Genomic DNA, 16,928 nt, shown 5'->3' on the forward strand with positions numbered 1-16,928 from the left:
AATTCCGAAACCCCTGTCTGCTTATGCAGACAGGGGTTTTGTCTTTCTGGGCTTATAGAAGTTTAAGTCCGAAGCGGGTCAAATCCAGGTCTGCGTGTCTCGCTACTCCGTCGAGCCAGCAACGCCAGATATAGACCCCCGTCACCTATAACACCACAACCCAAATACCCAACACCGCGATCATGACTTGCGGTAAGCCCAATAATCCGTCCCCTCTAGTACGCCGTTCGGCGGCTATCTGACGGGTTTTGTACAAATCCTTAAGTTTTCTACCGCTCGTGCCGAAAGACTGGTGACACATGCGTGCACCAAAGTAGAGCGGCTTCAGAATGCCGTCTGCGCTGTTACATGGAATGTTGCAACCCGGAACGCATCCCCACTTTTGGCATAAGAAGTCCCATGAAATGAATCTCAAGTTCAGCCATAAAATCCTGCTGGCCGCTTCAGGCGTCGTGGTGCTGGCTTTTGCGTTGTTCACTTTGTACAACGACTATCTGCAGCGAAACACCATTCGGCAAAACCTCGAGTCCTCCGTTGAGCAAGCTGGCGATCTGACCGCCAGCAGTGTGCAGAACTGGATGAGCGGCCGCGTGCTGGTCCTGGAAAACCTATCGCAGAACGTTGCCCATCAAGGTGCCAATGCCGATTTGCCGGGGCTGGTCGATCAACCGGCCCTCACCTCGAACTTCCAGTTCACCTATATCGGGCAGGCCAATGGTGTGTTCACCCAGCGCCCTGACGCGAAGATGCCGGACGGCTACGATCCGCGTCAGCGCCCCTGGTACAAACAAGCCGTGGTCGCCGACAAGACCATGCTGACCCCGCCTTACATGGCTGCGGTCGGTGGGCTGGTGGTGACCATCGCCATGCCGGTGAAAAAGAAAGGCGAACTGCTGGGTGTGGTCGGCGGCGACCTGAGCCTGGAAACCCTGGTGAAGATCATCAACTCGGTGGACTTCGGTGGCATCGGTCACGCATTCCTGGTCAGTGCCGACGGTCAGGTGATCGTCAGTCCGGACAAGGATCAGGTGATGAAGAACCTGAAAGACATCTATCCGGGTTCCAGTGTTCGCATCGAGAAAGGCATCCAGGAAGTCGTACTGAACAAGCAGGACCGCATCCTCTCGTTCACGCCGGTGAGCGGTTTGCCGGGTGCCGAGTGGTACGTCGGTCTATCGATCGACAAGGCCAAGGCCTACGCGCCACTGAGCCAGTTCCGCACCTCGGCTCTGATCGCGATGTTTATCGCCGTGACCGCCATTGCCGTGCTGCTGAGCTTGCTGATCAACGTGCTGATGCGTCCACTGACCACGATGGGCCGAGCGATGCAGGACATCGCTCAGGGTGAGGGTGACCTGACTCGTCGTCTGGTCGTAGAAAGCAAAGACGAGTTCGGCGAGTTGGGTGGTTCCTTCAACCAATTCGTGGAGCGGATTCACGCATCGATTTGCGAAGTGTCCTCGGCGACCCGCCAGGTTCACGACCTGTCGCAACGGGTGATGGCATCGTCCAACGCTTCGATCATCGGTTCGGACGAACAAAGCGCCCGCACCAACAGCGTGGCCGCAGCGATCAACCAATTGGGCGCCGCCACCCAGGAAATCGCCCGCAATGCCGCCGATGCTTCGCAACACGCCAGCGGCGCGAGCGAGCAGGCCGATGACGGCCGTCAGGTGGTGGAACAAACCATCCAGGCCATGACCGAACTGTCGCAGAAAATCAGCCTGTCCTGTACGCAGATCGAAACCCTGAACGCGAGCACCGACAACATCGGCCACATTCTGGATGTGATCAAAGGTATCTCCCAGCAGACCAATTTGCTGGCGCTCAACGCGGCCATCGAAGCGGCCCGTGCCGGTGAGGCCGGTCGTGGTTTTGCGGTGGTGGCGGACGAGGTGCGTAACCTGGCTCATCGCACCCAGGAGTCGGCGGAAGAGATCCACAAGATGATCAGCTCACTGCAAGTCGGTTCTCGTGAAGCGGTGACCACGATGAACGCCAGTCAGGTGTCCAGCGAACAGAGCGTCGAAGTGGCGAACCAGGCCGGCCTGCGACTGGTCAGCGTGACCCAGCGCATCGGCGAAATCGACGGTATGAACCAGTCGGTAGCCGCGGCGACCGAAGAGCAAACGGCGGTGGTGGAAACCCTCAACGTCGACGTCAACCAGATCAACCTGCTGAACCAACAGAGCGTGGCCAACCTCAATGAAACATTGAAGGATTGTGATGCGCTGTCGCAGCAGGCCAATCGTTTGAAGCAACTGGTTGATAGCTTCAAGATCTGATTAAGGTCAGTTGGACCTCGTTATCGTTCTTCGCGGGCAAGTCGGATCGCCGCACCGCTTGCTCCTACAAGAGCTAACCTGTAGAAGCGAGCGGTGCGGCGATCCGACTTGCCCGCGAAAGCGGTAGATCACTCACCGCTGAACCGAAGCTCTACACAAACAGCTTCACCACATTTCCCATCGCATCATCGGCAAACCTCTGAACGAAATCCTTGAACCCCGGCAGGGCCTCGTCACCGCCCTGGGCCGGTTCAGCGATGATGGTCCAGGTCGCCCGCGACTTGTCTGCGCCCAGGGATTCCACACTCATCGCTGCCCACAAATTGGCCACGCCCAAGGTGTTGTAGATCGTGGTCCAAGTCATGTTCAGCGCCTGGTCGTTGCGGGAGTTGAGCTGCTCGACCACCAGGTTGCCGTCCTTGAAGAATTTCTTGCGCAGCGACGACACGCCTTCGCCCGTCATCTCGATGTGCGACAGCGCCGGAATGAATCGGTCGAAGCCGGCAAAATTGCCGACCACCGCCCAGACTTGCGCCGCATCGGCCGGTACTTCCACCGAAGACACGACGTGGCAGCCGTGAGGGTTTTTGATCAGGGTATCGGGTTGCAGAGTATTCATGGTTTTTGCTCCGTGCTGGGTGAGGTTGAATCAGATGAAGTTGATTTCTTTGAGGTAGTCGCAGCCGCGACGCAGCAGCGCCGGGGATTTTTCCGGGTAGTGCGCGCCCATCTGTCGGACGCCGGCCTGGGCGTTGTCGTGGCCGATCATCGAGATGTCGCCGATGTCTTCCTCGAAGCCGTTGAGGTAGAAACCCAGCACGCCAAACAGCGCGTTATCACTGTCGACCCGGCCCAGTTGCTGCTGCCAGTCGGCGACGCTGACCATCGAGAACTCCCGGCCGGCCTCGCGAAAGGACGCCACGTAGGTGTCCCAGCTCAGGGGTTCGGGGTTATGCAGGTTGAACACCGCTTTTTCGGCCTGGTAACGGCTGGCATGGAAGGCGATGAAACGGGCGAGAAAGTCCACCGGCATCAGGTCGAAATTCAGTGCGAACTCCGGCACCTGACCGAGCTGGATCGAGCCCTTGAGCATCAGCATCAGGCGATTCTTGTGGGGTTGGCAGACGCCGGTGAGGCTGTTGAAACTGATGTTGCCGGGGCGATAGAGATTGACCCGCACCCCGCGCTCCCGCGCCCTTTCGAGAATCCGCTCGCCGACCCATTTGGACAGGTTGTAGCCGTTCTTGATGTAGATCGGCGGTGTCTGCGCGGCGGGCAATTCCAGCACCCGGCCATCGTCGGACATCGTGCTGGAGGCCGAGAGCGTCGAGACGAAGTTGAAGATCTTTTTGCTGCGCCCTTCACACAGACGCAGGCACTCGAAAATCGGCTCGACGTTATCCCGCGCCAACGACTCGTAATCGAGGACGTGATTGACGTTGGCGGCGTTGTGCACCAGTGCGCCGAACTCATGATCCAGTCGCTGGTAAACGTCTTCGCTAAGCCCTAGTTGCGGGCGAGTGATGTCTGCCGCGTAAACCTGCACCCGGCTCAGGTCCAGATGTTCCAGGCGGTTTTCCCTCAACGCCTGGGCGAAGCGTTGCGCCGCCGATTGCCCGCCGCCATCGCGCACCAGGCACGCTACTTCGCTTGCGCCCCAGGCCAGCAGCGCCTCGACGATATGAACACCGACAAAGCTGTTGGCACCGGTGACGATCACCTTGTGCACATCGCCCATTCGGCTGACCGGCAACGGCTCGATGTCCAATTCGCGGAAGGCGTCGGCCAGGGCTTTTTCACTCAGCACTTCCTCAGTCCCGGACCCGCGCACCAAAGTCGCCAGCTTCGCAATCGTCGGCAGCTCGATGAAGCGGTTGATCGAGATGCTGCGGCCGAACTCCTCACGCAAACGCAGGAGCATGCGCGACAGCAGGATCGAGTGCCCACCGAGGTTGAAGAAACTTTCGTCGGTGGAAATGTCGCTGGCGGGCAGCTCCAGCAGCTCGGCCCAGATTTCCAGCAACAGCGCTTCATCGGCGCTGGCGGGCAAACGCCGTGGGCTGTTTTCGGTCACATTGACGGGCAATTCCAGCAGCGCTTTGCGGTCGACCTTGCCGTTGCTGGCGAACGGCATGCTTGCCAGTTCGGTCCAGGCGATCGGCTGCATGTAGTCCGGCAGAAACTGCATCGCGTGGGCTTTCAAGGCTTCGCGAGCGGCACCGGGTTGCGCTTCCTGAGGCTGCGCTAGAAAGGCCAGAATCCGTCGATGACGATCGATGACCACCGCCACCTGACGGTACAGCTGGCTGTCGCGCAGGCAACGTTCGATCTCTTCCGGCTCGACCCGAAAGCCGCGAATCTTCACCTGATTGTCTCGCCGTCCGCACAGCTCGATACCGTCGGTGGTCCACTTGGCCATGTCGCCGGAGCGGTAGGCGCGCAGGCTCTGGCCGTTCGGCAGGCGCAGGTTCAGATAGCGTTCGGCTGTCTGCTGCGGGTTATTCAGGTAACCCAAGCACACCCCCGGACCGACGATGTACAACTCACCGACGGTTTGCTCGGTCACCGGTTGCAAATCCTCATCGAGGATCAGCACCTGACTGTTGGCAATCGGTGCGCCGAGGGTCCGGTTGTTGTCACCGGGCCGCAGCTGGCGAGCGGTGATCAGCACCGTGGCTTCGGTCGGGCCATAGAGGTTGTAGAGATTGCCTTGGCGGGTCAGTTGCTGGATCACATAGGGTTCGCAGACATCGCCGCCGGTCATCACATGATCGAGGACCTGCAACTGATCCAGCGGCAGGATGCTCAACAATGCCGGAGGCAAAAAGGCATGGCTGAGTTGTTGATGGCGGATCAGCTCGACCAGTTGCAACGGGTCGCGACGTTGGTCCTCATTGGGCACGATCAGCTCGGCGCCCTGCAGCAGGGTCGGGAAGATATCGATCAGCGACGAGTCGAAACTCAACGATGAAAACTGTAACACCCGGCTCTGTTCGGTCAGCTGCACGTAGTCGGCGTACCACGCGGTGAAGTGCGCGAGGTTGGCCTGGCTGAGCAACACGCCTTTGGGGTGACCCGTGGTGCCCGAGGTATACAGCGCCATGCACGGCGCGTCGAGATCGGGGCGTTGGCGCATCAAGGGTTGGTCGGGATTCACATCGCCGCCGTCGATACGGCTGATGTCCAGTCCTGGCATCGTCTCGCTGAGTGGGTGCTCTCCGTCATGCAGCAACAACACCGCGCCAGCGTTTTCCAGAATGTACTGCTGACGTTGCAGCGGGTGGCTCGGCTCCAGCGGCAGGTACACCGCGCCGCTGCCGAGGATCGCCAGAATCCCCGCATACAACGCGCTGCATTTTGGCAGGCAGATCCCGACCACCAACCGTCCTTGATGCTGCTCGAGCAACGGTTGCAATCGCTGTTGGATGGCGCGGCTGTGGGCGTGCAGTTGCCGATAGCTCAGCGACGTGCCGGCGATGTTCAGCGCCGGACGCTCGGCAGACTGAATGAAGCGTTGTTCAAGCCGCTCGATCATCGGGACCTGCCCGAGCTGCAGCAGCCGTGGTTCCGCCGTGTTGTTGAGGCGATGGAAGAAGGCCAGCTGCTCCAGGAACAGCAGGTTTTCCACCTGCTCGAAGTGCGCGGAAGTCGTCGTCTCGGCCTGCAGGAAATAGTCGGCATCCCGGGAGAAGCGGCTGACCAGAAGTGCCACGTGATCGACCAGCTCAGCCACCGCTCGCAGGCGCAATGCCTGGCCGTTGCCGGACGACTCTTCGGCGATCGGCACGCGAGTCAGCGGCGTCGAGTTGTGCGTGCACAGCAGGTCCAGTGGTGGCAGTCCGCAAGCTCCCGGCAGCCCGACACCCAGTTGCAGCGTCAGGCGCGGCGCATTGCCGAAGTCCTGAAACGGCAGGCTGGCATCGTCGATCAGCAGATCAAACGTGTCCTCCACATTCGCAAGTCGCGCCAGTGAATGACCGTGTTGTTCGAGCTCCAGCGCCAGTTCGGCCAGGGCCTGGCTTTGCCCGATGAGCAAAATATCGAGACGTCTCATGATGTTCTCCTCGTTAAACCAGGTAGTCGCTCAGGGCGCTTTGCACGCACGGTGAATCGAGCAGCGAACTGCTGCGGAAAAACCGCACGATGTTGGCGACCAGCGGGTGATGGCGATTGATCGGGAAGGCCAGCCCCGACACTTCGCTCTTGAGTGCCCGACGCGCCACGTCGCTGACCTGCAAGGCCTCAATCAGGCGGAAGTCGAAAGACTTCTGGATGTCGTTGGTCAGGTAATGGCCGATGAACACCGGCAGGATGTGCGCGATGCACTGGCGATCGTCTTCGCTTGCGGTGTGCCAGTAGATGCGCACCAACCGCGACCAGAACCCGGAGTGACGACCCTCGTCGAGCAAGTGGTCAGCCATCAGGCCTTTGATCGATTGCTTGACCGTGTCGTCCTTGGCGAACGCTGCCACATCGCCGGTCACGGTGTTCTCGGCGATGGCCACGCAGATCAGCTCTACGGCGCTGCGCAGGTGCTCCGGTGCGAGCGCCACGGCTGCTGGAATCGCGCGACTCAGTTCGATTTCATCCGGCAGTTCGATGGGCGCGATGCCGGTCATGGCGACGGTCTGCTGCATGAAGTCCATGGCCACCAGGGCGTGGTAATCCTCGTCCACCACCACAGTCATGGCGTCGTAGCGACAGGCGAACGGGAACGCCACGCTGAAGCGGTTTTTAGCGATGCTGCGGGCGGTCTTGTCGACGATCTCGGTTTCGAAAATCACCACGTCGTTGATGAACTTGTAGAGTGTCTGCACCAGGGCAAAATCCCGTTGTTCCGGGCATTCGCGCAGGAAGGTTTCGCTCAGCACCAACGGCTGGCGGCTCAGTGGATAGATCAGCTTGTCATCGTTCTCCAGCACGCGCCGGGGGCGGGTGCGAATGGTTGCGCGGCTTTCCCAGGCGTCGGCGAAGGATTGGTAGTCGGCGGCGTTCATGCGTTCACCTCCGCAACCGGTTCGCTCATGCTCAGGCGCAAGCCGTCCCACAGCGCGATGCGACTTTCCACGGCGGCGATGGCGCTGGCGTATACGTCTTCTTCGCGCTGCGGATCGCCATCGACCAGGCGCGCGAGGAGTTTTTCCGCCGCCGGGCCGTGGTCTTCGGAGTCGACTTCGATGTGCCGTTCCAGGTAGTAACGGAAGGTTGGCGCCTGTTCGATGCCAATACCCCAGTCGTCGAGAATCCGCTGGAACATCTGCGGGATGACACTCTCGCGTCCATGCAGAAACGCTGCCGCCACACTGTGCCCCGGTGCATGCAACGCGGTGTGCAAGGTATGGCGCACGAACTGCGCGGCCGCCGGGTCGACGTCCACGCTTTGCAAGGCCACGTCGTAGCTCACGCCTTCTTTTTGCAGCGCCACGAAGCGTTCGACGGCGACCGTGCTTGCACCGACTTCGCGCATCGCATCCAGGTACAACTCGAAATGGCTGTAGTGACCTTGGGCCGGACGATCATCGGACTCTTCACCGAGCACGATCTCGTTGATCAGACGCGCGGCCTGCGGATCTCGTGGCGGCAGCCAGGGCAGCTGAACGCAGGTCAGTTCCTGTTGCAGGCGTTTGGTCAGCGACATGAAATCCCACACTGCAAACACATGGGTTTCCATGAAGCGTTGAAGCACCGATAACGAATGTATTTCAGAAAAGATCGGGTGCGCACTAAGTTCTGCTTTCTTCTGATTAAGACGATCTTTAGTCGGTTTCATGAGCGAGCCTATAAGTAATCTGGAATACCGTTGAGGGGGTGTTGATCAATAAGTAACGGTTGCTTGAAGTTTTCTATTGGCGAGCGGGTGCCTCAATTGAATTGATGCTTTTTAGGGTTGTGCAATCGCTGAATAGTGCTTGGCCCCGGTGTTTATGGGCGGCGGAGAAAAACTAATACATGAATAAAGTGTCGGGCAAGTGTTTTTTTAATTAATTGTAAGTTTAACTTTCTCGAGTGCGACAAGTTCCAATAAGACTTTTATATAAAGTTTTATTTGGGCGTAGTTGCTCCTTTCGGCGTATATAAGCCAAAATTTAAATAAAGAGTGAATGCCTCACTCGAAGCAACTTTTTACTTGGATCGTCGACGTGATTTGAGGGGGTGGAAGTTGGCTGGGAGCGACGCCGGTTCTTCCTTTCCCGTGACAAGACTCCTTCCGTTGGTTCTTGTGGTGCGGGTGACTGCTCCGCGGGTGCGGTGCGTCGCCCGTCATTGTTCGTTGGCAGCTCAAGAGTGAGCGTAATTCACGGCAGTCGCTATCACCCCTGCATGATCTGATAGGTGCAATTATCGGGCTCGGGGGTGGCAGGGGCTTTGGGGAGTGGGCATGAAGTCGTTGCACACCGGTGCGGTGTGAACAAAAGGGGGATTTGTAAGCAGATTTGTTCGTCGAGCAGTCCAGGTGCGGATCGGCTAGAAATCGCGGCAAACGAAAGCGAGCCGTTCAATAGGTTCGCTCGGGGTTGTCGCCGCGGTTTACTTCGAGGTTTTTCTGCGCTGCGCCTCAGGGCTTGCGAGGTAGTGCGTGATGACTTCGACACCCCGGTTGAGGTGGTTTTCGAGCAACATCACCGAGTGCTCGATATCCCGGTCCTCGGCGGCCCGCAACAACGCTCGGTGATCTTCCTGGGACAGTTTGCCCAGGCCCATGGCTTCCAAGTTGAAGCGCAGGAAGCGTTCCTCTTCGTTCAACCCGTCTTCGACCAGTCTCAGCAGCCGCTGGTTGGGGGCTTTGTTGTAAAGCGCCATGTGGAACAGGCGATTGAGCCGGCCGATCTCGGTGTAGTCGTGTTCCGTTTCCAACTCGTCGATGTAGCGTGCAGCCTGTTTGAAATCGGCGTCTTCAAGCAGGGGGATCGACCGACGCAAGGCTTCGGACTCCAGCAGGATCCGCAACTCATAGGTCTCTGCCGCATCGCCCTGAACCAACGGTGCGACCACCGCGCCTTTATGGGCGATCACGTTGAGCAGCGCTTGCGCTTCAAGCTGGCGCAAGGCTTCGCGCACCGGCATGCGGCTAACGCCGAACAGGTCGGCGAGGTCTTGCTGACGCAGGGCGGTGCCGCAAGGAATACGACCGTCGAGAATGGCCGCGCGCAGGGTTTCTTCGATTACCGAGCGTGCCAGATGAGCGGGAATCGGCCCGTTGACCTTGATGCTGCTGAGAGGGTTGGGCTTCTGTGTCACGACAAACGCACCCTGATTGGCTGAAATATTTGGATCCAAATGGACACTAGTGACTGCCTGACGGGTTGTCAAACAGTCGGAAAGTCAAAAGATCGCAGCCTTCGGCAGCTCCTGCGATCTTTTTATTGCACCCGTAATGCAAAGTTTAGCGCGTTGGCAGTGATCTCACCGTGCCATTGTCTTTTAGCAGACTAACCTTCACCATCAAGCCAGATTTCCATCTGCCTGATCTGGATGCCTCGCATTGGCGGTACGTTTCGCGATCCCTCGGATTTTGCGCTGGCTAGGCTGCGCACTGCTGCTGGCCGGCGTCATGCTGGGCGGGCTGCATGCCGACTGGGATTTTTCGCTGATCAGCCGTCGCGCGCAGGCATTGTACGGGCCTTTGGGTGAAGGGCGGCAGCGCATCGATGCCTGGCAGCAGTTGCTGGCCACGCAAAAACAGGTCGGCGAGCTGGAACAGCTCAACGTGGTCAACCGGTTCTTCAACAAGCAGATGCGCTACGAAGAAGACATCGACCTGTGGCACGAGGTCGACTATTGGGAAACCCCGATCGAAGCCTTGTGGAAAGGCGCCGGTGATTGCGAAGACTACGCTATCGCCAAATATTTCAGCCTGCGTCATCTTGGTGTCTCCAGTGACAAGCTGCGCATTACCTACGTCAAGGCTTTGCGCCTGAACCGCGCGCATATGGTGCTGACCTACTACGCGAGTCCCGAGGCCATGCCTTTGGTGCTCGACAGCCTGATCGATGCGATCAAGCCCGCCAACCAGCGAACCGATTTGCTGCCGGTCTACTCTTTCAATGCCGAAGGGTTGTGGCTGCCGGGTGCCAAGGGCAACAAGAAGGTCGGAGACACCAAACGCCTGTCTCGCTGGCAGGACGTGTTGAAGAAAATGCAGGCCGAAGGTTTCCCGGTCGAGACGATTAACTAGGAGCACGCGCTCAGATGTCTTTGTTCAAACAGCTGTTGATCGCTATCTGTCTGTTCCTGGTGGTCGCCTTCACCGGCAGCTTCATGGTCAGTCTGGAAAGCTCGCGCACCCAGTACGTCAATCAGTTGCGTTCTCACGCCCAGGACGCCGCGACGGCATTGGCGCTGTCCCTGACGCCCAACGTCGACGACCCGGCGATGGTCGAGTTGCTGGTCAGCTCGATCTTCGACAGCGGTTATTACGCGAGCATCCGCGTGGTCGATCTGGCCAATGACAAGACGATTGTCGAGCGCAGCGGCATCCCGGCGGTCACCAACGTGCCCGACTGGTTCGTCAAACTGATCGGCCTGGAACCGGCCGGCGGCGATGCGATTGTCAGCCGTGGCTGGGAGCAGGCCGCGCGGGTCGAGGTGGTCAGCCATCCGATGTTCGCGTTGGCCAAACTGTGGCAGAGCGCGTTGGGCAGCCTCAGCTGGTTACTGCTCTGCGGCGCGGTGAGTGCGGTACTGGGCGCGTTGTTGCTGCGTCGGCAACTCAAGCCGCTGGACTACATGGTCAAGCAATCCCATGCCATCGCTCGCCGCGAATTCCTCAGCCTGCCAGAACTGCCGCGCACCCCGGAACTGCGTCGGGTGGTGCAGGCCATGAACCAGATGGTCGAGAAGCTCAAGGCGCTGTTCCAGGAGCAGGCCGAACGCAGTGAAAAGCTGCGGACCGAGTCCTATCAGGACAACCTGACTGGCTTGGCCAACCGGCGCTATTTCGAAATGCAATTGAACGCGCGAGTGAGCAACTCGGAGCAGGCCAGCTCCGGTTATTTACTGCTGTTGCGGGTGAAGGATCTGGCCGGTTTGAACCAGCGGCTGGGCGGTCAGCGTACCGATGAATTGTTGAAAGCGGTCGGCGAGCAGTTGTCCCGCGAGTGCGCCAAGTACCCGGAAACCCAGAACCTCGTCACGCGCATTCGTGGCGGCGAATTCGCCGTGTTGGCACCGGGGCTGGTGCGTGAAGAAGCACTGCAACTGGCGAGCAACCTGGAGAGTGCCCTGGTGAGCCTGCATGCCACGGGCGCCACGGACGTGGCTTCGGTGGCCTCAATCGGGCTGGCGCCGTTTGCCCATGGCGACTCGCCGCAAGCGGTGATCGGATTGGCGGATCAGGCACTGGCCCAGGCGGAAAGCCAGGGCGAACCGAGCTGGGCATGCCTCGATCAGGGTGCGCTGGCGCGGGTTGGCGACGATCACCATGCCTGGCACACCCTGCTGGATCAGGCGTTGGACCAGCAGCGTTTCGAGCTGTATTTCCAGCCGGTGGTGGCCAGCCACGATACGAAGTTGGTGCTGCATTACAAAGTGCTGTCGCGCCTGCTCGACGAGCAGGACCAGACCATTCCCGCCGGGCGTTTCTTGCCATGGCTTGAGCGCTTCGGCTGGACCGCACGGCTGGACCGTCTGATGCTGGAACTGGTGCTTGAGCAGATGGCCGACCATCAAGAGTCGCTGGCGCTGAACCTGTCTTCGGCGACACTGGCGGACCCGCAGGCGCTGAGCGCGGTGTTCGATATCCTGCGTCAGCATTCGCATCTTGGCGAACGACTGACCCTGGAAATCGGCGAAGAGCAACTGCCCGAGCAGGCGGTGCTGGAGCAGCTGACGCGGCGTTTGCGCGAGCTTGGGTTCTCGCTGAGTCTGCAGCGTTTTGGTGGGCGCTTCAGCATGATCGGCAACCTGGCGCGGCTGGGGTTGGCGTATCTGAAGATCGACGGCAGTTACATCCGCGCGATTGATCAGGAGAGCGATAAGCGCCTGTTCATCGAGGCGATTCAGCGAGCGGCGCACAGCATCGATTTACCGTTGATTGCCGAGCGGGTCGAGACCGAAGGGGAGTTGTCGGTGATTCGTGAGATGGGGTTGTATGGGGTTCAGGGGCAGTTATTTGGTGAGCCGAAGCCTTGGCGGTAGCCCTCTGATCGTTCCCACGCTCTGCGTGGGAATGCAGCCCGTGACGCTCCGCGTCACAACGGTGCCAGGCGCAACGCCGGCGGTGGGGCTGGAACGCGGAGCGTCCCTTGAGGCATTCCCACGCAGAGCGTGGGAACAATCGGCGGGGGAGGCTTAGATCAACCCCGTCTCATCATCATCGATCAACTGGCTCAACCCGCCCAGCGCTTCACGGGCCTGGTTCCGGTCCATGAGTTTGGCCTGTGCGGCAGGCGGCAGGTCGGTGACGCGGATCACGCCTTTTTGGGTCAGCACCTGAATCAAGTCGTCGAGTACCCGGATCATTTCCAGGTCGCTCTGCTTGAGCTGCTTGAGGCTGGTCTCCACCACTTCGTGGGCATACCAGGCCTGGATTTCATGGTGGTCGGCCGGCAGCGTTTCCGTGGCTTCGGCGTAGACCGTGGCTTCCACGCGCACTAACTGACCTTGCGCATCGCGTTGCACGTAAAACATTGAGCATCCCTCGGAAATGGACCAGCGTCGTGCTGTCAGCAGCATAGGCCAACGCAGGCGAGTATGCGGTGCGACGATGAAATCGTCACCCGTGAGGTGTGCGCATACATGACGGCCGCCCGGTTGGGGCGGCCGTCAGCCTGCGTATCAGCTGTTGTTGTGATCGATCTTGATGGTCGGGTCACTGCCGGCAATCAGCGAGTTGATGCTGGCACTGGACCAATTGTTACCTTCCAGTTTGATCGTCACGTCCGGGGTGGTCGCTGCGGCATCGGCGCCGTTGAATTTGCCGGCGGAGCTGACTTGCAGGGACGACACGCCGTCCACGGTGGTGATCTTCAGGAAGTGGTCGATCGTGCTGCCGCTTTCACCCTGCAACAAATCACGCAGGTCGATGCGGTCGCCTTCGCTGGCCTTGAAGTCCTTGATCACGTCGCTGCCGGTGTCGCCAGCCTTCCAGATGAAGGTGTCGGCACCCGAGCCGCCAATCAGAATGTCGTTGCCTTGACCGCCGATCAACGAGTCATTGCCGGTGCCGCCGAGCAGGATGTCATTGCCCTTGCCGCCATCGAGGAGGTCGTTGCCACCCTGGCCGAAGAGAATGTCGTTGCCCGCGCCACCCAGCAGCGTGTCGTTACCGTCGTGAGCGCCAGACACATCGAACGCGGTGTAGTGCTCGGTGATGTACTGGTGCACGTTGCTGGTGGTGACTTTGCTGACGTCGACGCCGGTTTGCTGGGCGACGAACGCCTGCATCGCCTGATAACCCTCGCCGGCAATGCCATTGAAGCTCACCAGATCGCCGAACAGGAGGTCGTTGCCGTCACCGCCGCTGACCGTATCGGCACCCGGCATTGTCGCTTCGGTATGGCCGATGATCGAGTTGGCCAGGTCTTTCGGATCGATGTTGGTTTGTGGCGTTTGATCCGAGTCGTACGGCTTGAGGTCGGTGAGGGTGACGTCCTTGTTCAGGCCGATGGCTTCCACCGTCGACACGTTGCTCAGCAATGTGAAGCCGCTGGAGGAGTTGTCGATGGCGGTGGAATCGGTGCTGTAGCCGGTGCCATCGCGATAGGACAGTTCGTACGTGCCGTTACCCTCGGCATGCAGGGTGCCCAGTTCGGAACTGTTCCAGCGCCCCGAGTTTTTCAGAGTCAGCAGCGTGACGTTGCCGGCGCTGTCGATGGTCAGCTGGTGGGTGCTGTCCAGGTAGTTGGAATAGGTCTGCCCCAACTTGTAGTTGTTGGTGGTGATGACGTCATCGAGCTTCACGTTGCCGTACAAGGTCGGGTTGGTTTGTTCGCCGCTCTGGTAGTAGGTCGGCTTGCCATCGGTGATGAAGTACGTGAGGTTCTTCGCGCCAGTATTGGCAATGTCGGCACTCTGGAACCAGTTGGCCGTGGTTTTGAACACGTCCTCGTAGTTGGTGCCACCGCCGGACGACATCGAATCCAGCACGGATTTGAGCAAGGTCAGGGCGTTCGGATCATTCAGATTCACCGACACCGATTTATTGACCTGGGTATCGAAGTCCACCAGGAAAATATTCACGGTCCCGGAGTTGCTGCCCAGGCTTTGCTTGAGGGTGTTGAACACCGCCGTCAGCGAATCCTTGGCCGCGCTGATCGAGGAGGCACTCATGCTGCCCGAGCTGTCGACCATGAACGCGATGTTGTAGTTGGTGCCCGGCACCACGGTCAGCCCGCCGATGTCGGCGACCATGATGTCGTTGCCGTCGGTGCCGGTGATCGTGTCGTCAGCTGCAGTGGCGGTGGTGGCGTTGTAAACCGCCGGGTACACCGTGACCGGGATCTGCACGGTGCTCAGTGCCGAGCCACCCAGGGCTTCGGTGGATGTCGAGGTCACGGTCAGGGTGAACTGGCCGTTGTAGTACGGCGGTGGGGTGACGGTCAGGCTGCCGAGGTTCCAGCCGGTGACATTGGCTTCGCCGTTGGTGGTGGTGAAGGTGTGGCCCGCGCCATCGCTGAGTACGGAGCCCGCCGGCATGCCGCTGATCTTCACGCTCAGGCTTTCAGAGCCGTCGGTGTCGGTCAGTGCCGTCTTGATCGCGGACAGGTGAACGCTGGTACCTTCGGCGCCTTCGTTGAGTTTGTAGCCATCGTAGTAGCCTTCGCCATTGGTGCCGTGCAGGTCGGAAACCGTAACGCCAGAGGCGGCCAGATCCGCCACACCGGTGTACAGCGGCACGCCAGCGCTGCTCAGGTCGACCGCTGTACCGCCGTTGACCGACAGATTGACGTCATAGTTGCCGGGGCCACTCTGGTTGTGGTGGTAGATGTCCAGGGTGTAGTAACCGCTGGTGGTCGGGGTGAACGAACCATTCAGCTTGCCGCCTGCACCCCAAGTCGTCGCGGCTACGTTCTGGCCGCCGATGGTCACCAACAGGCTGTCATCGCCGGTACCGCTGAAGGTGTACGTCTTGCCGGCTTCGAGGTAGATCAGGCCGGACGTTTTCGAGGCCGTGCCGGCGGTGACGCCGCCGTCGGACTGAACGTTGGTCACGGTGCCGGTGGAGTTCGGGGTGCCTGCGGCGTCGATGACCGATTTCAGCGTGCCGGACGACGCGCCGCTGCCATCGGTGCCCAGACCCGACAGACCGGTCCAGACTTCCTTGACCAGGCCGGTGGATTTGACGCTGTTGTCCGCGACGCTCAGGGATGGCGCGTCGGCAACCGGCGTGATGTCGATTTTCACCGTGCCGGTGTTGCCCAGCAGTTGACCGTCGGTTGGCTGGAACTTGATCTGCGCGTAGTCCGCCTGGTTATTGCCCACGCCGCTGCCACCATAGCCGTCAACGCCCGATTCGTTGGCATCCGGCGTGAAGCGCAACTTGCCGGCGTCAATGTCGGCCTTGCTGATGGTCTGGTTGGTCGTTACGTCTTTCCAGGTCGCGCCGTCCAGGTACTGCAATTTGCCTTCGCCCGGCAGCTGAGTGATTTTCACCCCCAGGTTGGCGGCCGAACTGTCGACATCGCTGACGCCGAAGGTCGACCAGCCGAGGATCAACGGGGTGTCTTCGGTGCCGGTGACGTTAACCGGTGCAGCGGTCGGCGCGTCGTTCACGGCCACCACGTTGACGGTGGTGGTCGCGGTGTTGGAATAGTTGCTGCCATCGGTCACCGTCACGGTGATGATCCGCGGCACGGTGCTCGGATCCTCACTGCTGTTGGTGAAGCTGATGTTTTTGATCTGCTGCATGTAGTCGGCCAGCGTCGCGTTGCCCGACAGGGTCAGGGTGACCGTGCCGTCCTGGCTGTTGGCGTTGATGCTGATGCCATTGACGCTGTTGCCCAGGTTTAGCGCGTCACCCGGCTGACGGTTGGTCAGCACGATGGTCGCGCCGGTCAGCATGGTGCTGTCCGGGTCGGTGATGGTCAGGTCGGTGTCGCCGATCGAGACGCCTTGGCCGGTGGTGCCTTCGGTGAAGGTCACGTTGTAGTTGGCCCCGGTGGCCCCGCTGGAGTTGTTGGCGTCCAGGTCGAGAACCGGCGCGGCATCGTTGTCGATGATCGAGGTGCTGACGCTGCCGTTGGTGCTGCTGACCGCGAGGTTTTCGAAGTTGCCGCCGGTGGCCGAGTCGATCTTGACCACAAAGTTCTCGGTGCCCTCGGTGAGCTTGTCGTCCAGCGTTGCGACGTTGAAGCTCGCGCTGCTGGCGCCGGCCGGGATTTTCACGGTGTACACGCCGGTGAAGTCCGAACCGTCGGCGGCAGTGCCGCTGTAGACGATTTTCAGGGTCACTTCGGTCTGCGCCGGGTGGGTCAGGCTGACGGTGTAACTGGCGGTCTGTCCTTCGGTCACCGAGGTGCTGCCGCTGATGCTGACTTCGGTTTTGTCGATCGTGTCGGCGACGGTGGTGATTGCCGGGGTGGTGCTCGGAACCAGATTCTCGAAGTTGCCACCGGTGGCGGTGGAGATGGTCGCCTGGACCGTGCCGGCGTCTTTGTAAACGTCATCGGATGGTGCCGGGACAGTGACGGTGCCGGTGGTTTT

At 60.1% G+C, this 16,928-nt stretch carries 10 protein-coding genes; 3 read left to right on the forward strand and 7 right to left on the reverse strand.

The features are described 5' to 3' along the window. Window positions 1-404: 404 nt before the first annotated feature. Window positions 405-2,285, forward strand: coding sequence for a methyl-accepting chemotaxis protein (locus tag PMI21_RS04040; protein WP_033064204.1), 1,881 nt, complete (start codon window positions 405-407; stop codon window positions 2,283-2,285). A gap of 151 nt (window positions 2,286-2,436) precedes the next feature. Here the strand turns inward: PMI21_RS04040 and PMI21_RS04035 are convergent, their stop codons facing one another. The 5 genes from PMI21_RS04035 to PMI21_RS04015 form a co-directional block, all read right to left on the reverse strand. Beyond that, on the reverse strand, window positions 2,437-2,904 hold the full coding sequence (locus PMI21_RS04035) for an SRPBCC family protein (RefSeq protein ID WP_007941181.1): 468 nt from the start codon (window positions 2,902-2,904) through the stop codon (window positions 2,437-2,439). A gap of 30 nt (window positions 2,905-2,934) precedes the next feature. After that, on the reverse strand, window positions 2,935-6,339 hold the full coding sequence (locus PMI21_RS04030) for a non-ribosomal peptide synthetase (RefSeq protein WP_007941182.1): 3,405 nt from the start codon (window positions 6,337-6,339) through the stop codon (window positions 2,935-2,937). Between the two features lie 13 nt (window positions 6,340-6,352). After that, window positions 6,353-7,282 (reverse strand): diiron oxygenase, encoded by a 930-nt coding sequence (locus PMI21_RS04025; protein WP_007941183.1) that lies wholly within the window; start codon window positions 7,280-7,282, stop codon window positions 6,353-6,355. After that, window positions 7,279-8,055 (reverse strand): DUF3050 domain-containing protein, encoded by a 777-nt coding sequence (locus tag PMI21_RS04020; protein ID WP_007941184.1) that lies wholly within the window; start codon window positions 8,053-8,055, stop codon window positions 7,279-7,281. Before PMI21_RS04020 ends, PMI21_RS04025 begins: the two co-directional genes overlap by 4 nt. A gap of 758 nt (window positions 8,056-8,813) precedes the next feature. Beyond that, window positions 8,814-9,524, reverse strand: coding sequence for a GntR family transcriptional regulator (locus PMI21_RS04015; RefSeq protein WP_007941185.1), 711 nt, complete (start codon window positions 9,522-9,524; stop codon window positions 8,814-8,816). 244 nt (window positions 9,525-9,768) lie between these two features. Here PMI21_RS04015 and lapG point away from each other — a divergent pair, with 244 nt between their 5' ends. Further along, window positions 9,769-10,461 carry a cysteine protease LapG gene (gene lapG / locus PMI21_RS04010; RefSeq protein WP_007941186.1) on the forward strand — a complete coding sequence of 231 codons (693 nt, stop codon included), beginning with the start codon at window positions 9,769-9,771 and terminating at the stop codon, window positions 10,459-10,461. A 14-nt stretch (window positions 10,462-10,475) separates the two neighbouring features. Continuing rightward, entirely contained in the window at window positions 10,476-12,422 is a 1,947-nt protein-coding gene (gene lapD, locus PMI21_RS04005; RefSeq protein WP_007941187.1) for a cyclic di-GMP receptor LapD, read from the forward strand. Window positions 12,423-12,575: 153 nt separating this feature from the next. Here lapD and PMI21_RS04000 read toward each other — a convergent pair whose 3' ends face one another. Together PMI21_RS04000 and PMI21_RS03995 are read right to left on the reverse strand one after the other, a co-directional pair. Then, complete coding sequence (locus PMI21_RS04000) at window positions 12,576-12,914, reverse strand: hypothetical protein (RefSeq protein ID WP_007941188.1); 339 nt, start codon at window positions 12,912-12,914, stop codon at window positions 12,576-12,578. Between the two features lie 147 nt (window positions 12,915-13,061). Then, the coding region (locus tag PMI21_RS03995) for a beta strand repeat-containing protein (protein ID WP_007941190.1) at window positions 13,062-16,928 on the reverse strand (3,867 nt) is incomplete at its 5' end.

Source organism: Pseudomonas sp. GM18 (genome assembly GCF_000282195.1).
Lineage (GTDB): Bacteria > Pseudomonadota > Gammaproteobacteria > Pseudomonadales > Pseudomonadaceae > Aquipseudomonas.